We start from the raw sequence: 17,507 nt of genomic DNA on the forward strand, positions 1-17,507 counted from the left end.
CGTGGTTACGGCTGGTAGCGGATGTCAGCGTCGACGCTGCTGCCGCCGGCCTTGCCATCCTTGCCCAGGCTGACCAGCTCATACGGCTGGCCTTCGCCCGGCGCGCGGTATTCCAGCGCGTGGCCCCACGGGTCATTCAGGTCGGCCGGCTTGGCGTACGGGCCGAGCCAGCCGCCGACACCGGCCGGCGCCGTCACCAGGTCGTTGAGCGTGCCCGGCAGCTTGCCGGTATCGATCTGGTAGTTGTCGATCTTGGACGCGACGGTCTGCACCTGCGCCTTGGCGATGTTGGCCTTGCCACGGTCGGCGCCGCCCAGCACGCGGCTGGCGACCAGGGTCAGTACCGCGCCGATCAGCACGATGACGATGATGATTTCCAGCAGGCTCATGCCCGACTGGTTGCGCGCGGCGGTGAAGGAAAGGCGGATCGGTCGGCGACGGGCAATCATGGACGGTCCTTTCAGTTGCGGAGTGTCGGGGTTGCAGGGAGTGCCATCGTCAACCGATGGCGTTGGTCAGGTCGTACAGCGGCACCAGCACGGCCACGATCACCGCGCCGACCACCGAGGCCAGCACCAGGGTGATCGCCGGCACCATCGCCGCCAGCATGCGGTCGATGCGCCGGGCGCTGTCCTGTTCGAACGTATCGGCGGCTTTCAGCAGCATGGTATCGAGCGCGCCGGATTCCTCGCCGACCTGGATCATCTGCAGGGCCAGGCGCGGGAACCGCTTGCCGCGCGACAGTGCCAGCGACAGGCCGGCACCGTTTTTCACTTCATCGGCGGCCGTTTCCACGTCGGCGGCGAGTGCGCGGTTGCCCAGCACGTTGCGGGCGATGCCCAGCGCACCCAGCAGCGGCACGCCATTGCGCAGCAGCGTCCCCAGCGTACGCGCCAGCCGCGCGGTTTCCAGCTCGCCGACGAGGCGGCCGATGCCACGCCGCTGCAGCAGCCAGCCATCCAGCGCCAGCCGGAACGCGGGTTGCCGCGCCTTGCGCTCGAAGAACAACACCACCAGCGCCGGCACCACCAGCAGCAGCACCCACCAGTCGCGCACGAACAGGCCCAGCTGCAGCACGGCGTTGGTGAACCACGGCAGCGCCACGTCCAGGCTCTCGTACATCTGCGCGAACTGCGGCACCACATAGCCGAGCAGGAACAACAGCGCACCACCGACCACCACCAGCAGGATCGCCGGGTAGACCAGTGCGTTGATGACTTTGCCCTGCAGCGCGCGGCTGCGCTCGAGGTAGTCGGCCAGGCGCTGCAGGGTTTCATGCAGGCTGCCACCGGCCTCGCCGGCGCGCACCATGTTCACGTACAGGCGCGAGAACAGCCCATGCTGGCGTTCCAGCGCGGTGGACAGCGGTGCACCGCCGCGCACTACGTCGCGGATGTCGGTGATCGCGCGGCGTGATCGTTCGTCCTCGGGCAGGCCCAGCAGGATCGACAGCGCGCGATCCAGCGGCTGGCCGGCACCGAGCAGGGTCGCCAGCTGCTGGGTGAACTGCAGCAACGCAGCACCCTGCAGCGGGCGCTGCTGCAGCAGGTTGCGCCAGCTGCTGCCACCGATCGCGCCGGCATCGGCCAGCTGCGTCTCCATCGGCAGGTGGCCCTGGTCCTGCAGGCGCGCGATCAGCTCGGCCTCGCTGGCCGCTTCCATCTGCCCATCGAAGACCTCGCCATGCGGATTGAGCGCCTTGTAGCGATAGTTCGGCATGTCAGCCCCGGCGTCCTGCGCGCATCAGCTTTCCTCGGTCACGCGCAGTACTTCCTCGATGGTGGTCTGCCCGCTCAACGCCTTGGACAGGCCATCCTCGTACATGGTGCGCATGCCAGCCTCGCGGGCGATGCGCTCGATCTCGCCCATGCCATCGCGACGCATCACCGCGCGGCGCAGCGCATCGTTCATCACCAGGAATTCCATGATGGTGGTACGCCCCAGATAGCCGGTCGGCGCCAGTGCCGACGGCTTCGGGCGGTACAGGTGGATCGGCCCTTCCGGCTGCAGGCGGCGCAGTTCGAACCGCTCGATCTCTTCCGGCGAGGCTTCGTAGCGCTCGGCGTGGGTCGGTTCCAGCCGGCGTACCAGGCGCTGCGCCAGGATGCCGTTGATGGTGGAGGTGAGCAGGTAGTCTTCCACGCCCATGTCGAGCAGGCGGGTGATGCCACCGGCGGCATTGTTGGTGTGCAGGGTGGACAGCACCAGGTGGCCGGTCAGCGCCGACTGGATGGCGATGCGCGCGGTTTCCAGGTCGCGCATTTCGCCGATCATGATGATGTCCGGATCCTGGCGGACGATGCTGCGCAGCGCGTTGGCGAAGTCCAGGCCGATCTGCGGCTTCGCCTGGATCTGGTTGATGCCCTCGATCTGGTACTCGACCGGGTCCTCGACCGTGATGATCTTGACGTCGGCGGTGTTGAGCTGGCTCAGCGCGGTGTACAGCGTGGTGGTCTTGCCCGAGCCGGTCGGGCCGGTCACCAGCAGGATGCCGTGCGGCTGCTCCAGCACCTTGCGGAACTGCGGCAGGAAAGCGTCGGTGAAGCCGAGCCGGTGGAAATCGAACACCACCGTTTCGCGGTCGAGCAGGCGCATCACCACGCTTTCGCCGTGCGCGGTCGGCACGGTACTCACGCGCAGGTCCAGCTCCTTGCCCTGCACGCGCAGCATGATGCGGCCGTCCTGCGGCAGGCGGCGCTCGGCAATGTTGAGCCTGGCCATGATCTTGATGCGGCTGATCACCGCGGCGGTGAGGTTGGCCGGCGGGCTTTCGCCCTCCACCAGCACGCCATCGACGCGGTAACGGACCTTCAGCCGGCTCTCGAACGGTTCGACATGGATATCCGAAGCGCGCAGCTCCACCGCACGCTGGATCACCAGGTTGACCAGGCGGATCACCGGCGCTTCCGAAGCAAGGTCGCGCAGGTGCTCGATATCGTCGACCGCACCGCCCTCGCCATCCGCGGTTTCCACGATCGCGCCCATCGCGCTGCGGCCCTGGCCGAACCAGCGCTCGACCAGGTCATCGATCTCCGCGCGCATGCCCAGCACCGGCGTCACCGGAACCCCAAGCGCCAACTGCACGGCCTGCTGTGGATAGGCATCGTGGGCATCGGCCAGCCACAGCCGCACCCCGTGTTCATCCAACTCCAGCGGGCACACATGGAACTGCTTCAGGAAGCGCAGCGACAGCGGCAGTCCCTCGGCCAGCGCCTGCGGCGGGGCCTCCGGCACCTGCTTGCCTTCCAGCAGCGGCAGGCCCAGCACCTCGGCGCTGGCCTGTGCCTGGTCGCGTTCAGACACCAGGCCCAGGCGCACCAGCAGGCCCAGCAGGCTGCCACCGGCCTCGGCGTGCAACGGCCGCGCGCGTGCCAGGTCTCCTTCCTTGAGCCGGCCGCGCGCCAGCAGCGCATCCAGGATGCGGCCTTCGGCGTCGTCGGTAACGGTTGCAGCGAGCGCGTTCACGTGACTCTCCTGTCAATCGGCCCGACTTTAGCAGTTAAGCCGTGATTTCCGCCGCCCTGCGGCCACCTTTCGTAAAAAGACGAAGCCCGTCACACAGGATGACGGGCTTCGGCCATTCAACTACGACACAAGGTACTTACTGCGTGGCGAGAATGCTCACACCGTTGTAGGCGGCTTCGCCCACCACCTTGATGTAGTAGGTGCCGGCGGTCGGTGCCGTCACCCGCACCGTTTCCGAGGTGCCCGGACGCGTCGAGCGGGCGTCGCTGTCAGTGGCGCTCGGCTCGCGGCCCTTGGCCAGATACACCGACACGTTGCCGGTACCACCGTAGGTGATCACGCTGAGCTGCTTGCCGGCGACGGCTTCGAAGCTGTACAGCTTGCTGCTGCCGGCGGCGCCGTTCAGGCCACCGACCGCGGCCTTGTTGGTCAGCGGCGTGGCCACCGGCCCGCAGTTCTCGGTGCAGGGCTCTTCCAGTGCCTTGGCCAGCGCGGCCTTGGCATCGACGATACCGGTGCCGATCGGGGTGGCGGCCGGGATCGCGACCGGGAACGGACGCGCGGTTTCCTTCAGCAGGGTACGCATCGCGGCCGGGGTCAGCGGATCCTTGCCCTTGGCGATCAGCGCGCTCTGCACCAGTGAAGCGACGGCCGCGACATGCGGCGACGCCATCGAGGTGCCGCCCAGGCCCATGTAGCTGGGCGTACCCGACTCCGGCGTGGTGGCGGCGTTGGAGCCAGCCTGCCAGATGTAGCCGCCCGGATTGCCGTCGACGCTGCCGCCACCGCCCGGACCGGACAGGTCCACGCGGGTGCCGTAGTTGGAGTAGTAGGTGATGCCGCCGGTGATGCGGGTGGCACCGACGGTCACCACGCCGTCGCAGCTGGCCGGCTGGTACTTGGACGCGTTGTCGGTTTCATTGCCGGCGGCCACCACCACCGTGGTACCGCGCGAGATCGCGCCGCTGATCGCATCCTGGTAGGTGCTGGCGCAGGCGCCACCGCCACCCAGGCTCATGTTGATGATCTCGGCCGGATTGGTGTTGGCCGGGATGCCCGATACGGTGCCGCCGGAGGCCCAGGTCACGGCGTCGGCGATGTCGGAGAGGTAGCCACCGCACTTGCCGAGCACACGGACCGGCAACACCTTGGCCTTGTGCGCGACACCGGCCATGCCGACACCGTTGTTGGTCTGCTCGGCGACAGTGCCGGCCACGTGGGTACCGTGCCAGGAGCTTTCCTCGGCCAGCGAGCCGTCATAGCACTCGTTGTCGTTCTCGACCCAGTCACCGTAGTCCTGTGCGCCCGGCACGCGATCGTTGGTCGGGCGCCGCGAGGTCTCCGCATCGCTGATGAAGTCGTAGCCTTCCAGCAGGTTGCCGACCAGGTCGGGGTGCTGCGGCAGGATGCCGGTGTCGATCACCGCCACCACGATGCCCTCGCCCTTGGAGACATCCCACGCCGACGGCGCGTTGATGCCACCGGTGGCGTTGTAGTAGTGCCACTGGTACTGCTGGTACAGCGGGTCGTTCGGCACCAGCGCCGGCTGCACGTCACCGGCACGCAGTTCGGTGCGGCGCAGCTTCACGTCGGCTTCGGCGTACTGCACCGACGGATCGGCCTTCAGTTCCTTCAGCACACGCTGCAGTTCGGCAGGCGCCAGGCGGCCCTGCACACGGATGAGGTCCGCACCGGTAGACAGCTTGCGGACCACCTGCGGGCCGAGCGTGCTGGCGCGGGACGTACCGCCGGAGAGGCTGGCACGGCTCAGTGCGGACTGCACGGTGGACAGCTTCGCCGAGCGGTCGGTGGCGGCAGCAGCACCAGCCCGGTACTTGACGATGATGCGCTGGGTGCCCGGCTCGGCGGTGCTGGCCTGGCGCACCGGTTCACGGGTCGGCAACCCGGCGGCGTGGACGGCACCGACCGCCGTCATCGACAGCACGGCGGCGGCAAGCACATTGATGCGAAGGTTCTGCTTCTTGATCACGTCGAATTCCTCTTCTGGGTCATGGATCGAACCAACACTGCGGCCATCATTCCTTGACGACTCCCGGCCGGCCCAGCCGGGATTGCCGTGACCTCCCCCCAGGCCCTCACTGCAGGTACGGCGCCGGCGTGGGTGGCCGCCGGCGCAATGGAGTGGCTTACCAGCCGAAGCCAGCACCGACGCCGACCGAACTGTCGTCGCTGCTGAAGGCACCGCCGAAGGTGACCGTGGCGCGATCGCTGATCGCACGCTGGTAACCCAGCGACAGCGCCGATTCGCCGCCCTGGAAACCGATGCCGACACCAACACGGTTCTGGGTGCGGATACCGGCGGCACTGGTGGCCATGTTGAGCATCGCTGCGCTCATCGCGCCCTGGCGGTCGATGCGGCGGTCCATGTGGCGCAGGCGTCCATCGATCTCGCCCTTGAACACATCGAAGCTGTCAGCAACGGCTTTGACGCGGCTGTCGGTGTAGCTGTTCGCCGTTGCCATGCCGCGGTCCAGCTGGCCCTTGTTGACGGCGTCGGTGGCGGTGGTGCCAGCGGCGACGTTGGTGACCTGGCGTTCGTTGCCTTCGCTGCCCACCGAGACCGTGTTGGCACGATCGGCAACCGAGCCCTGTCCCAGCGCAACGGCATTTGCCGCAGTCGCATTGGCGCCCTGGCCGATGGCCGTGGACGAAGCGCCGCTGGCCACTGCGCCATCGCCCATGGCCACGGCGTTGAAGCCGGTGGCCGGGGTGCCAACCGGAATGCCCGCCCCCGCCGCGGCCACCGTCGGCGTGCCCTGCACGCGTGCGGTACTGGCCGGTGCGGCATCGGCCGTTGCCGGTGCGTCGGCCACGCTGGCCAGCGGGCTTTCATCCAGCGACGCACTCATTGCACGCAGGCTGGACGCGCCTGCGCGGGTGCCACCCGCAGTACGACGGTCAATCTCGCTGACCTTGCGGTCCAGCGCCCCCAGCGCATCGCCGACGTTGCCGTAGGTGGCGCCCTGGATCACGTAGTTCGGCGCCACGAACACACCCTGCATGCCGACGCTGGCGCCACCGCCGAGGAAGCTGGCGGCATCGCTGAGCGACTGGAACAGCTGCCCGCCATTGATCGCCTGGCGGCTGCCGGCGGCAATGTTGCCCGCGCCGACGTTGTCGATGGTGGTGCCCTGGAAGCCGGACAGGGTCAGGCGGTCACGGCTGGCGTCGTCATAGCCGACTGCACTGGCCGCCGTGGTCTCGACCGTGGCGATGCGCGAGTCGAAATCACCGACGCGGGTTTCCACTGCGCCCACGCGCTGGTTGGTGACGTTGAGCTGCGAACCGGTGATGGCATCGCTGCTGCCGGCGGCGATGCGGCCATCGGCCACATTGACGATGCGGCGCGTGGCCGGGCCGTCGGTGCCGTTGCCACCACCGACCGACACCACGTTGGCATCGAGCGCTCGCGAGCCCGCACCCAGCGCCACCGAGTTCGCACCGGACGCGCCGGCACTGTTGCCCAGTGCAAGCGCACCATTACCGATGGCCATCGCGTTGGCACCCAGCGCATTGCTGCGTGCGCCGCTGGCACTCGCGGCCGAACCGATCGCGGCGGCATCACTGCCGCTGGCACTGGCGGTACCACTGCCGGTGGCCTTGATGTAACGCGCCGTGCCATCAGCCGTTGCGGCAACCGCATCAAGCTGGCCGCGGTTGACCGCATCGGTGCGCTCGGTACCGGCGGCGACACGGGTGATCTGACGATCACTGGTGCTGCTGCCCACCGACACGGTATTGGCACGGTCGGCCACCGAGCCAGCGCCCAGTGCGATGCTGCCGGCCGCAGACGCATTGGCACTGACACCCACTGCGGTGGCATTCGCGCCGGTGGCCTTGCTGCCGTAGCCGACCGCCGTACCGAGGCGGCCACTGGCTTCGGCATAGCTGCCCAGCGCCGAAGCGCCATCGGCCGAGGCAGTGGCGCGGAAACCACTGGCCTGCGACTGCGTGCCGCTGGCCGTGGCCTGCGCACCGCTTGCCGTGCTGTAGGCGCCCTTGGCCTGGGCGCCAGCACCACTGGCGCTGGAACCGAGTTCGCTGGCGCTGGCGCCGCTGCCCACCGCCACGCTGTCGACACCACTGGCCTGTGCGTTGGTGCCCAGTGCCGCCGCGTTGTTGCCGGTCGCCAGGGCATCGACGCCTACCGCCGTGGCGTTGGCGGCCATCGCGTTGGCACCACTGCCCAGCGCGGTGGCGCCATTGCCGATGGCGTTGGCCGCGTTGCCGGCGGCCAGTGCGTTGTCACCGTCCACCAGGGCACCGGCCTCGCCATCGGCGTTGCCGCTGGCCTGGAACTGGCGGCTGGTCTTGTCGGCGACGCTGGCAACGGCATCGAGCTGGCCCTTGTTCACCGCGTCGGTAGCGTCGGTACCGGCTGCCACATGAGTTACCTGGCGTTCGCCACCGGCTTTGCCGACGGCCACGGTGTTGTCACGGTCGGCCTTGGAGCCGGCACCGAGGGCGACGCTGTTGCTGCCGTTGGCGGTGGCATTGGCCCCCAGGGCCGTGGCATTGCTGCCGGCGGCCCACGAGTTCCAGCCGATTGCCGTGGCGTAGTCTTCGGTCGCCCATGCGCCGGCACCAAAGGCAGCGGCACCGGTGCCGCTGGCACGCGACGGGATCAGGCCGAAGAAGGTGCTGCCACCGATGGCCACGCTCTCCTCGCCGCTGGCCTCGCTGGACTGGCCCACCGCCACGGCACCGGTACCGGCTGCAGCAGCACCGAAGCCGACGGCGGTCGTGTTGGCACCGCTGGCCGCCGAGCCGTAGCCCAATGCGGTGCCGAGGCGTCCACTGGCCTCGGCATAGCCACCGACGGCAGTGGTGCCATCGGCGGAGGCGGCACTACGGAAGCCGCTGGCCAGTGCCTGCGTGCCGCTGGCGTTGGATTCGGTGCCGGTTGCCGTGCTGTACGCACCGCTGGCCTGTGCACGCGCACCTACCGCGCTTGCGCCCAGTTCACTGGCGCTGGCGCCAGTGCCGAGCGCAAGGCTGTCTTCACCGGTGGCCTGTGCCGTGCTGCCCAGCGCCGCCGCGTTGTTGCCGGTGGCCAATGCATCGATGCCCACGGCCGTGGCGTTGGCAGCCAGCGCGTTGGCACCGCTGCCAAGTGCGGTGGCACCGTTGCCGATGGCGTTGGCCGCATCACCGGCCGCCAGCGCGTTGTCACCCTCGACCAGTGCTCCCGTTTCGCCATCGGCATTGCCGCTGGCCTGGAACTGCCTGCTGGTCTTCTGCGCCGTGGCGGCCACCGCGTCGAGCTGGTTCTTGTTGACCGCGTCGTTGCCCTGCGTGCCATCGGCCACGTTGGTGATCTGGCGGGTGTTGCCACCACCGCCTACCGATACGGTGTTGTCGCGGTCGGCGATCGAATCCGCACCCAGCGCCACGCTGTTGGCACCGCGCGATTCAGCGGCGTTGCCCAGCGCGGTGCTGTTGATGCCGCCGGACCAGGCGCCGCCACCGACGGCAGTGGAGTAGTTGCCCGATGCCTCGGTGGCCAGCACGCCGAACAACGAACCACCGACGGCGACGCTGTTGGTGCCGGTGGCCAGGCTGCCCTGGCCGGTGGCCGTGCTGTAGGCGCCCGACGCTTCCGAGTCGCCACCCAGCGCCACGCTGTTGGAGCCGGAGGCATTGGCGAAGTTGCCGAAGGCGGTGGCGTTGAAGGCCGATGCCTGTGCATAGCCACCGATGGCGGTGCTGTAGCCGCCGGTCGCTTCGGCGCCGATGCCGAACGCTGCCGACGCGGTGCCACTGGCCACGCTCTCGCTGCCGACCGCAGTGGCGCCACTGCCACTGGCGTTGCTGAAGTAACCCACCGCCACGGCCTCCTCGCCGGAGGCTTCGGACAGCACGCCGGTAGCGGTGCTGCCTGCGCCGCTGGCGATGCTGGCCGCACCGAACGCCGCACTCTGCTCGCCACTGGCCTCGCTTTCCGCACCCTGCGCGGTCGCATATTCACCGGTCGCCTGTGCGTTGGCACCGACCGCGCTGGCGTTGGCGCCGCTGGCCAGGGCGTTGAAGCCCAATGCCTGCGCGTTGTTGGCCAGCGCGTTGGCGCCGCTGCCGAGTGCGGTGGCCCCGTTGCCGATGGCGTTGGCTGCATCACCGGCGGCCAGCGCGTTATCACCGTCCACCAGTGCACCGGCCACATCACCGCCGTTGCCGCTGGCCTGGAAGAAGCGGCTGGTGGTGGCTGCTGCGCCTGCCACGGCATCCAGCTGCGCCTTGTTCACCGCATCGGTAGCCTGGGTACCGGCAGCGACATTGGTCACCTGGCGTTCGTTGCCAGTGCTGCCCACCGACACCGTGCGCGCACGGTTGGCGACCGAGCCGGCGCCCAGTGCGACGGCGTTGCTGGCGCTGGCGTTGCTGCCGGCACCGAGTGCGATCGCGCTTTCACCGCCAGCCACCGTGTTGGTGCCGATGGCGATGCTGTTGAGGCTGTTGCCCAGCGCCTGGAAGCCAAGCGCCACGCTGTTGTCGCCATAACCGAATGCGCCGCGACCGACGGCGGTGGAGCTGGCGCCGTTGGCCCAGCTGTTGTAACCGATGGAGGTCGCACCACTGCCACTGGCCCAGGCCGCGTTGCCGAATGCCGAGGCATTGGTGGCCGTCGCCCATGCGCCGGAACCGAACGCACTCGCGCCGCTGGCGGTGGCCCAGCTGTAGCCGCCGACGGCGGTGCTGTCGTCACTGCTGGCGAAAGCGCTGTCGCCGACCGCGACCGCGTAGCTCCCGGTCGCACGCGATTTGCCACCGGCCGCGAAGCTGTTGTCTCCGCTGGCCTTGGCGGCATTGCCGAACGCACTACTGGCAGCGCCGGTCGCCTGCGCACCGCTGCCGACCGCCGTGGCGTCGGCAACGGCGGTGGTACCCACCTGCTGCGCCGTGCCGTCGGCACCGATGATCGGCTGGTTGTATTCGTCGTAGGCCTGGCCGAGGCCACCGATGGCGACCCCGCCATTGCCGGTGGCGTTGCTGTTGCGACCCACCGCCACGGCGTCATCACCGATGGCCGAGGCCGCTGCGCCATGCGCGACCGCGCCGGCGCCGATCGCATTGCTCGACGAACCCGCCGCAACCGCACCTTCGCCCTCGGCCAATGCACCGGCATCGCTGCCTGCTTCCGGCTGCGCCTGGAAGAAGCGCGCGGTGCTGTCGGCGGTGCTGGCCACGGCATCGAGCTGGGCCTTGTTCACTGCATCCGTCGCTTCGCTGCCAGCGGCAACGCTGGTGATCTGCCGTTCGTTGCCGGCGCTGCCCACCGCCACGCTGTTGGCGCGGACGGCTTCGGAGTTCGCGCCCAGTGCAACGCTGTTGGCACCGCGTGCGGTGGCGTAGTAGCCCACGGCGGTGCTCTGCGCGCCGCTGGCCCAGGTCTGCGCGCCGAGCGCGCTGGCGTTCTCACCCGGCGCGTAGGCGAAGTAGCCGACGGCGGTGGATTCCGCACCGGACGCTTCGGTCAGGCTGCCGTTGGCCACCGCGCGATCACCGCTGGCGATGGCGCCGGCGCCGACGGCGGTGGCCGCTTCGCCGCTGGCCTGGGTCTGCACGAAGAAGCCCAGGCCCGGAATCAGATCGGCCGGGCCGCCGATGGCCACGCTGCTGGTGCCGGTGGCGTTGCTCTGCGTGCCCAGCGCGGTGGAGTAATCACCGATGGCATTGGCAACCGCACCGAACGCGGACGACTGCGCGCCGGCGGCATACGCACCAACGCCATAGGCCGACGCGGCGAATCCACCGGCCTCGGCACTCGCACCCACGGCCGTACCGCCGACACCGGCACTGGTGGCGCCGGTTTCCACCGGCACGCCGCCACTGGTGATCAGCGGATTGCCATTGGCATCCACCGCAGCACCACCCACGGCGACACTACCCGGGCCGTTGGCCTGCGCGTTGTTGCCGAACGCGGCACTGTTCTGGCCCGTGGCCAGCGCGTTGTTGCCAACGGCGGTGGCGTTCTGCGCGACGGCGGTAGCACCGGCGCCCACGGCCGTCGCGCCCTTGCCGATCGCATTGGCGGCCTCGCCGGCCGCCAGCGCCTCGTCGCCCTCGGCCAGTGCACCCGCATCACTGTTGCTGCTGCCGTTGGCCTGGAAACGCTTGGCGGTGGCATCGGCCACGGCGGCGACGCCCTTCAACTGGCCGACGTTGACCGCGTCGGTATCTTCAGTACCCGCAGCGACGCTGGTGATCTGCCGGGTCAGGCCGTATTCGGCGGCGCCGACAGAGACGGTATCGACGCGGTCGGCCAGCGAGCCGGCGCCCAGCGCCACGCTGCCGGTAGCAACCGCGGCCGAGTTCGAACCCAGCGCGGTGGTGTACTCACCGACGGCGGTGCTGAACGCACCCACCGCGATCGATGCTTCGTTGGCGGCGGTAGCGCCGCGACCCAGTGCGGTGCTGCCCGGGCCCATCGCCACGGCACCGCCGCCGACAGCCGTCGCGCCATCAGCAGTGGCTTCGGACAGCGCACCGAGTGCGGTGGCCGCGCCGTTCTCGCTGGCTGCGGTAGCGCTTGCGCCGACCGCGGTGTCGCCGAGACCGAATGCCGCCGCGCTCTGCCCGACCACCACGCTGGCGTCGCCGATGGCCAAGGCACCCTGGCCGAAGGCACTGGCACCGAGACCGGCGGCAATGGCCTGCGTGCCAATGGCGGTGGTGGCGTTGGCCAGCGACTGTGCACCGGCGCCGGCCGCGACTGCGCCCTGCCCCTCGATCTTCGCCGCGTCGCTGTCATCGCCTGCGCCGTCGGCCTTGAAATAGCGGTTTCCATCTGCGGCGACATCCGCCAGCGCGGCCTGCGTGGCGCGCGCCTGCGCATCCAGCTGCGCCTTGTTGACCGCATCAGTGCCCTGGGTACCCGCGGCCACGTTGGTGATCTGCCGTTCCTTGCCGGCATCGCCGACGGATACGGTGTTGGCCCGCGTGGCCTTGGAGCCAGCGCCCAGCGCCACGCTGTTGGCGGCGCTGGCACTGCTGTTGCTGCCGATCGCCACCGCGTTGCTGCCCTTGGCCGTGGCCGAGCCTTCGATCAGGCACTTTTCCAGCAGCTTGCCGCTGAATGCAACGCAGGTGGCGCTGCCGCCGATCTGCACCGACTGTGCCGTCGCGCTGCCGCTCATGCCCAATCCCAATACCAGGCCCAGTGCCACCGCCAGCAGTGCGGGCGTGGCCTGTGTCGCATCGCGGCGCTGGTCGACGACCCCGCCACTGCTGCTGTCGGAGGAGGCCAGTTCCGAGGCCACCACCAACTGACCCAATGCTTTGTTCCAGACCTTGCGATAAATCCGATTCATCGGTACGGCTCCTGATTGGACTGGTTTTGGGCAAAGCAACGCCACCGCTGGGCTTTCCGGCCCAACGTCCCCTGGGGGCGTTTATTCGCGTGATTTACTGCGGGGTATTGCCGAACGGCGCGCAGCGACAGAAAACCGAGCGCGTGCGCCAACCGGTTACTGCGAAATGAATGATTCTGAAACGGGGTTCAAGTGTTAACGGCAACTTTGCAGATCGTCAAGACTTTGACACGACAAATCCTATTGCCGTGAAGCAGTTCACTATTTCACGTGTTTATAAAAGTATTTTGTTAGGTATACGTGACGAACTGTTGGCGCATGAAAACGGATGTAACTAGCGGGCAGAACAGGAATTTCACGCACGCAAAGAAAAACCCGCCGACACAGCGGCGGGTTTCTCCATACGCGATGGCATTGCGGCCTGCGCGGAACGATGCGATCAACCGCACCACACCCGCGCGTTGCGGAACATGCGCATCCACGGCGAATCACCCTGCCATTCAGCCGGTGCCCAGCTCAGGTTGAGCGCGCGCGGGGTGCGCTCCGGGTGCGGCATCATGATGGTGACGCGGCCGTCGCTGCTGGTCAGGCCGGTGATGCCGTCGGGCGAACCGTTCGGGTTCAGCGGATACTGGCTGGCGATGTTGCCATGGCCATCGATGTAGCGCAGCGAGACGCGGGCGGCAGCCTGGTCGACGGCGTTGTCGAACACGGCCTGGCCTTCGCCGTGCGCCACCGCTACCTGCAGGCGCGAGCCGGCCATGCCACGCAGCAGGATCGACGGCGATTCCACCACTTCCAGCAGTGCGGTGCGGGCTTCGAACTGCTCGCTGGCGTTGCGGCGGAACTGCGGCCAGTGCTCGGCACCCGGGATGATGTTCTTCAGCTGGCTCATCATCTGGCAGCCATTGCACACGCCCAGCGCAAAGCTGTCTTCGCGCGCGAAGAACGCGGCGAAGGCATCACGCAGCGCGCTGCGCTCCAGGATCGAGGTGGCCCAGCCACGGCCGGCACCGAGCACGTCGCCGTAGCTGAAGCCGCCGCAGGCGACCAGGCCAGTGAACTCCTGCAGCGCCACGCGGCCTTCGATCAGGTCGCTCATGTGCACGTCGAAGGCGCGGAAGCCGGCACGTTCGAAGGCGTTGGCCATTTCGATCTGGCCATTGACGCCCTGTTCGCGCAGCACGGCCACGCGCGGGCGCGCACCGGTGCTGATGAAGGGTGCAGCCACGTCTTCGTTGAGGTCGAAGCTGAGCCTGGGCTTCAGGCCCGGCGCAGTGAAGGCACGGGCGACCTCGCGCTCGGCATCGGCGTTGGCCGGGTTGTCGCGGCGCTTCTGCATCGCGTGGGTGACCGACCACCAGGCGTCGAACAGCGCGTCCCAACGCCATTCGGCCAGGTTCTCGCCGCCCAGCGACACGCGCACCACCGGCGCGGTGGTCGGCTTGGCGATGCGCTGTGCGCATTCGGTCAGTGCGTGGCGCTCGACCAGGTCGGCGAAGGCAGCGCGGTCTTCGCGCGCGATCTGCACCACCGCCCCCAGTTCTTCATTGAACAGGCTGCGGAACGGATCATCGCCCCAGGCATCAAGGGTGATGTCCAGGCCCAGGCGCGAGGTGAACGCCATTTCGCACAGGGCGGCGAAGGCACCACCGTCGCTGCGGTCGTGGTAGGCCAGCAGCAGGCCGGACTGGCGTGCATCGCGGATCAGTTCGAAGAAGCCACGCAGGCGCTGCGGGTCGTCCAGGTCCGGAGCGGCACCGGCGAAGGCTGGCAGCTCGCCGTGGTCGGCATGCACCTGGGCCAGGATCGAACCACCCAGGCGCTGCTTGCCGGCGCCGAGGCCGATCAGCCACAGCTCGCTGTCCACGTCGCGGTCGAGCAGCGGGGTCAGTTGCTGGCGCACGTCGGCCACCGGCGCGAACGCCGAGATCACCAGCGACACCGGCGACACGCTCTTGTGCGCTTCGCCCTGGTCGTGCCACTGCGCCTGCATCGACAGCGAGTCCTTGCCGACCGGGATGCTGATGTCCAGCTGCGGGCACAGTTCCATGCCCACCGCCTTCACCGCGTCGTACAGCAGCGCGTCTTCGCCCGGGTGGCCGGCCGCGGCCATCCAGTTCGCCGACAGCTTGATCTCATCCAGCGCATCGACCGGGGCCGCGCACAGGTTGGTCAGCGCTTCGCCCACCGCCATGCGTGCCGACGCAGCGGCGTCGAGCAGGGCCAGCGGGGTGCGCTCGCCGATCGACATCGCTTCACCGGCCACGCCATCGAAGTCGGCCAGGGTGATCGCCACGTCGGCCACCGGCAGCTGCCACGGGCCGACCATCTGCTCGCGCGCGGTCAGGCCGCCGACGCTGCGGTCACCGATGGTGACCAGGAAGTTCTTCGAGGCGACGGTCGGGTGCGCGAGCACGCGCAGGCCCGCTTCCTGCAGGTCCAGGCCGCCGGTCTTCAGCGCCGGCCAGCGCGGGGCCGGCGGGTGCGCGGTGTCGCGGTGCATCTTCGGCGGCTTGCCGAACAGCACGTCCATCGGCAGGTCGATCGGCGCATCGGCCGGGGTGTGGCCCGGCACGGCGCCGTAGGCCACCACCAGGTGTTCCTCGGCGGTGGCCACGCCAACCGCGGCGAACGGGCAGCGCTCGCGGGCACACAGCGCGGCGAACTCGGCCAGGCGCTCCTGGGCCACGCCCAGCACGTAGCGCTCCTGCGACTCGTTGCACCACAGCTGCATCGGCGACAGCGACGGATCGTCGGTGGGCACCTTGCCCAGGTCGATGACACCGCCGACCTTGGAGTCGTGCAGCAGTTCCGGGATGGCATTGGACAGGCCACCGGCGCCGACGTCGTGGAAGAACTTGATCGGGTTGTTGGCCCCCATCGCCACGCAGCGGTCGATGACCTCCTGGCAGCGACGCTCCATTTCCGGGTTGTCGCGCTGCACGCTGGCGAAGTCCAGGTCCTCGGCGCTCTCGCCCGAGGCCACCGAACTGGCCGCACCGCCGCCCAGGCCGATCAGCATTGCCGGACCGCCCAGCACGATCACCGCGTCACCGGCCTGCAGCTGGATCTTGTCGACCTGCACGCGATCGATCGCGCCGAGGCCACCGGCCAGCATGATCGGCTTGTCGTACGCACGCACCAGATCGGCGCCTTCCGGCAGCTCGAAACTGCGGAAGTAGCCGAGCAGGTTCGGGCGGCCGAACTCGTTGTTGAACGCAGCACCGCCGAGCGGGCCATCAGTCATGATTTCCAGTGCCGGCGCCATGCGCGGGTTCAGCGCGCGCGGCGCTTCCCACGGCTGCGGCAGCTCGGGAATGCGCAGGTGCGAGACCGAGAAACCAGACAGGCCCGCCTTCGGCTTGCCGCCGCGGCCGGTCGCGCCCTCGTCGCGGATCTCGCCACCGTTGCCGGTCGATGCGCCCGGGAACGGCGCGATCGCGGTCGGATGGTTGTGCGTTTCCACCTTGATCTGGAACGCGCTGGGCACCTGCGGCTCGCGGCGGTATTCGCCACTGGCCGGATCGGGGCGATAGCGCGAGGCCGGATGGCCTTCGATCACCGCGGCATTGTCGCTGTACGCGCTGAGCGTGTGCTGCGGGGTCTGCTGGTGGGTGTTCTTGATCATCCGGAACAGCGAGCGGTCCTGCTCCTGGCCGTCGATGGTCCAGCTGGCGTTGAAGATCTTGTGGCGGCAGTGCTCGGAATTGGCCTGCGCGAACATCATCAGCTCGACGTCGGACGGCGCGCGGCCGAGCGCGGTGAAACGCTCGCGCAGGTAGTCGATCTCGTCCTCGGCCATGGCCAGGCCGAGGCGCTGGTTGGCGGCCTCCAGCTGGTCCACCGGCACGCGCTCCAGTTCACCCCGGGCCGGCGCCGAGAACAGCGCCTGGCCCTGTTCCACGGTCTCCAGCACCGACTGCGTCATCGGGTCGTGCAGCGCCTTGACCAGCGCCTGCTGGGCGGCGGCATCGGCCGGCCAGCCCTGCACGTCGATGCGCAGGCCACGCTCGACCCGGCTGACCGGCTGGCCGGCACCGCGGACCAGTTCGGTGGCCTTGCTCGACCACGGCGACAGCGTGCCCAGGCGCGGCACCACGATGCGGCTGACCGCGCCGTCGGCCACGGCTTCGGCCTGCGGCGCCGCTTCGAGGATGCGGCACAGGGTGGTCAGGTCGGGGGCGGCGCTGCCTTCGGGCTGCACGAAGTAGACGTGCCAGGCGCCGCTGATGCGCAGGGAGGGAGCGATGGACTGCAGGCGGGATTCAAGACGTTCGCGGCGGAACGGCGACAGGGCGGGCGCGCCCTCGAGGACCATCATGTCCGGGGAACCGTAGTTGGGAAACGGGCCCGACATTGTACCGGAAGCGGGGGAAGGGCTCTGGCCGGGCGGCGCCCGGCACCCGCCGAAGCCAGGGCAAAGGCAAAGGCAACGGCAACGGCCAAAGCAAAAGCGGGGTTCCCGTGGGATGGCGGGGTGGGTCCGGTGGCGGGGGACGCCGTAAACCCATCCCTGGGGGCTTGGCCGCGGCATCCATGCCGCGGACACCCCCGCCACCGGACCCACCCCGCCTTCGACAGATTTCCGCGATCTGCAGTAGATCCACGCCATGCGTGGATGCTCCCCGGTAATGCCGGCCGCTGGCCGGCAACCAGGGAACATCGGAAATCAGGCATTGAAGAGCGAAGCGACCGGCTTCTGCCTTTGAT

The 17,507-nt window shown here is 69.0% G+C and carries 6 protein-coding genes; all 6 read right to left on the minus strand.

Annotated elements, in window-relative coordinates; translation table 11 throughout:
- Nucleotides 1–5: 5 nt before the first annotated feature.
- Nucleotides 6–449: a type II secretion system major pseudopilin GspG gene (gene gspG / locus ACXI0D_RS09085; RefSeq protein ID WP_014035933.1), complete on the minus strand. Its 444-nt coding sequence runs from the start codon at nt 447–449 to the stop codon at nt 6–8.
- Between the two features lie 49 nt (nt 450–498).
- Nucleotides 499–1,719: a type II secretion system protein XpsF gene (gene xpsF / locus ACXI0D_RS09090; RefSeq protein ID WP_014035932.1), complete on the minus strand. Its 1,221-nt coding sequence runs from the start codon at nt 1,717–1,719 to the stop codon at nt 499–501.
- Between the two features lie 24 nt (nt 1,720–1,743).
- Complete coding sequence (gene gspE, locus ACXI0D_RS09095; RefSeq protein WP_014035931.1) at nt 1,744–3,465, minus strand: type II secretion system ATPase GspE; 1,722 nt, start codon at nt 3,463–3,465, stop codon at nt 1,744–1,746.
- 136 nt (nt 3,466–3,601) lie between these two features.
- Nucleotides 3,602–5,455 carry a S8 family serine peptidase gene (locus tag ACXI0D_RS09100; RefSeq protein ID WP_479642502.1) on the minus strand — a complete coding sequence of 618 codons (1,854 nt, stop codon included), beginning with the start codon at nt 5,453–5,455 and terminating at the stop codon, nt 3,602–3,604.
- A 157-nt stretch (nt 5,456–5,612) separates the two neighbouring features.
- Nucleotides 5,613–12,794 carry an ESPR-type extended signal peptide-containing protein gene (locus ACXI0D_RS09105; protein ID WP_479642503.1) on the minus strand — a complete coding sequence of 2,394 codons (7,182 nt, stop codon included), beginning with the start codon at nt 12,792–12,794 and terminating at the stop codon, nt 5,613–5,615.
- A 439-nt stretch (nt 12,795–13,233) separates the two neighbouring features.
- Nucleotides 13,234–17,118, minus strand: a complete 3,885-nt coding sequence (purL, locus tag ACXI0D_RS09110) for a phosphoribosylformylglycinamidine synthase (RefSeq protein ID WP_479642504.1) — start codon at nt 17,116–17,118, stop codon at nt 13,234–13,236.
- Nucleotides 17,119–17,507: the final 389 nt, after the last annotated feature.

The sequence above is a fragment of the Stenotrophomonas sp. C9D9 genome (genome assembly GCF_056491205.1).

What these genes read in the sequence shown, in the direction of transcription:
- purL (WP_479642504.1), bottom strand. Translation starts at nt 17,118, where the DNA reads ATGATGGTCCTCGAGGGCGCGCCCGCCCTGTCGCCGTTCCGCCGCGAA.
- gspG (WP_014035933.1), bottom strand. Translation starts at nt 449, where the DNA reads ATGATTGCCCGTCGCCGACCGATCCGCCTTTCCTTCACCGCCGCGCGC.
- ACXI0D_RS09105 (WP_479642503.1), bottom strand. Translation starts at nt 12,794, where the DNA reads ATGAATCGGATTTATCGCAAGGTCTGGAACAAAGCATTGGGTCAGTTG.
- xpsF (WP_014035932.1), bottom strand. Translation starts at nt 1,719, where the DNA reads ATGCCGAACTATCGCTACAAGGCGCTCAATCCGCATGGCGAGGTCTTC.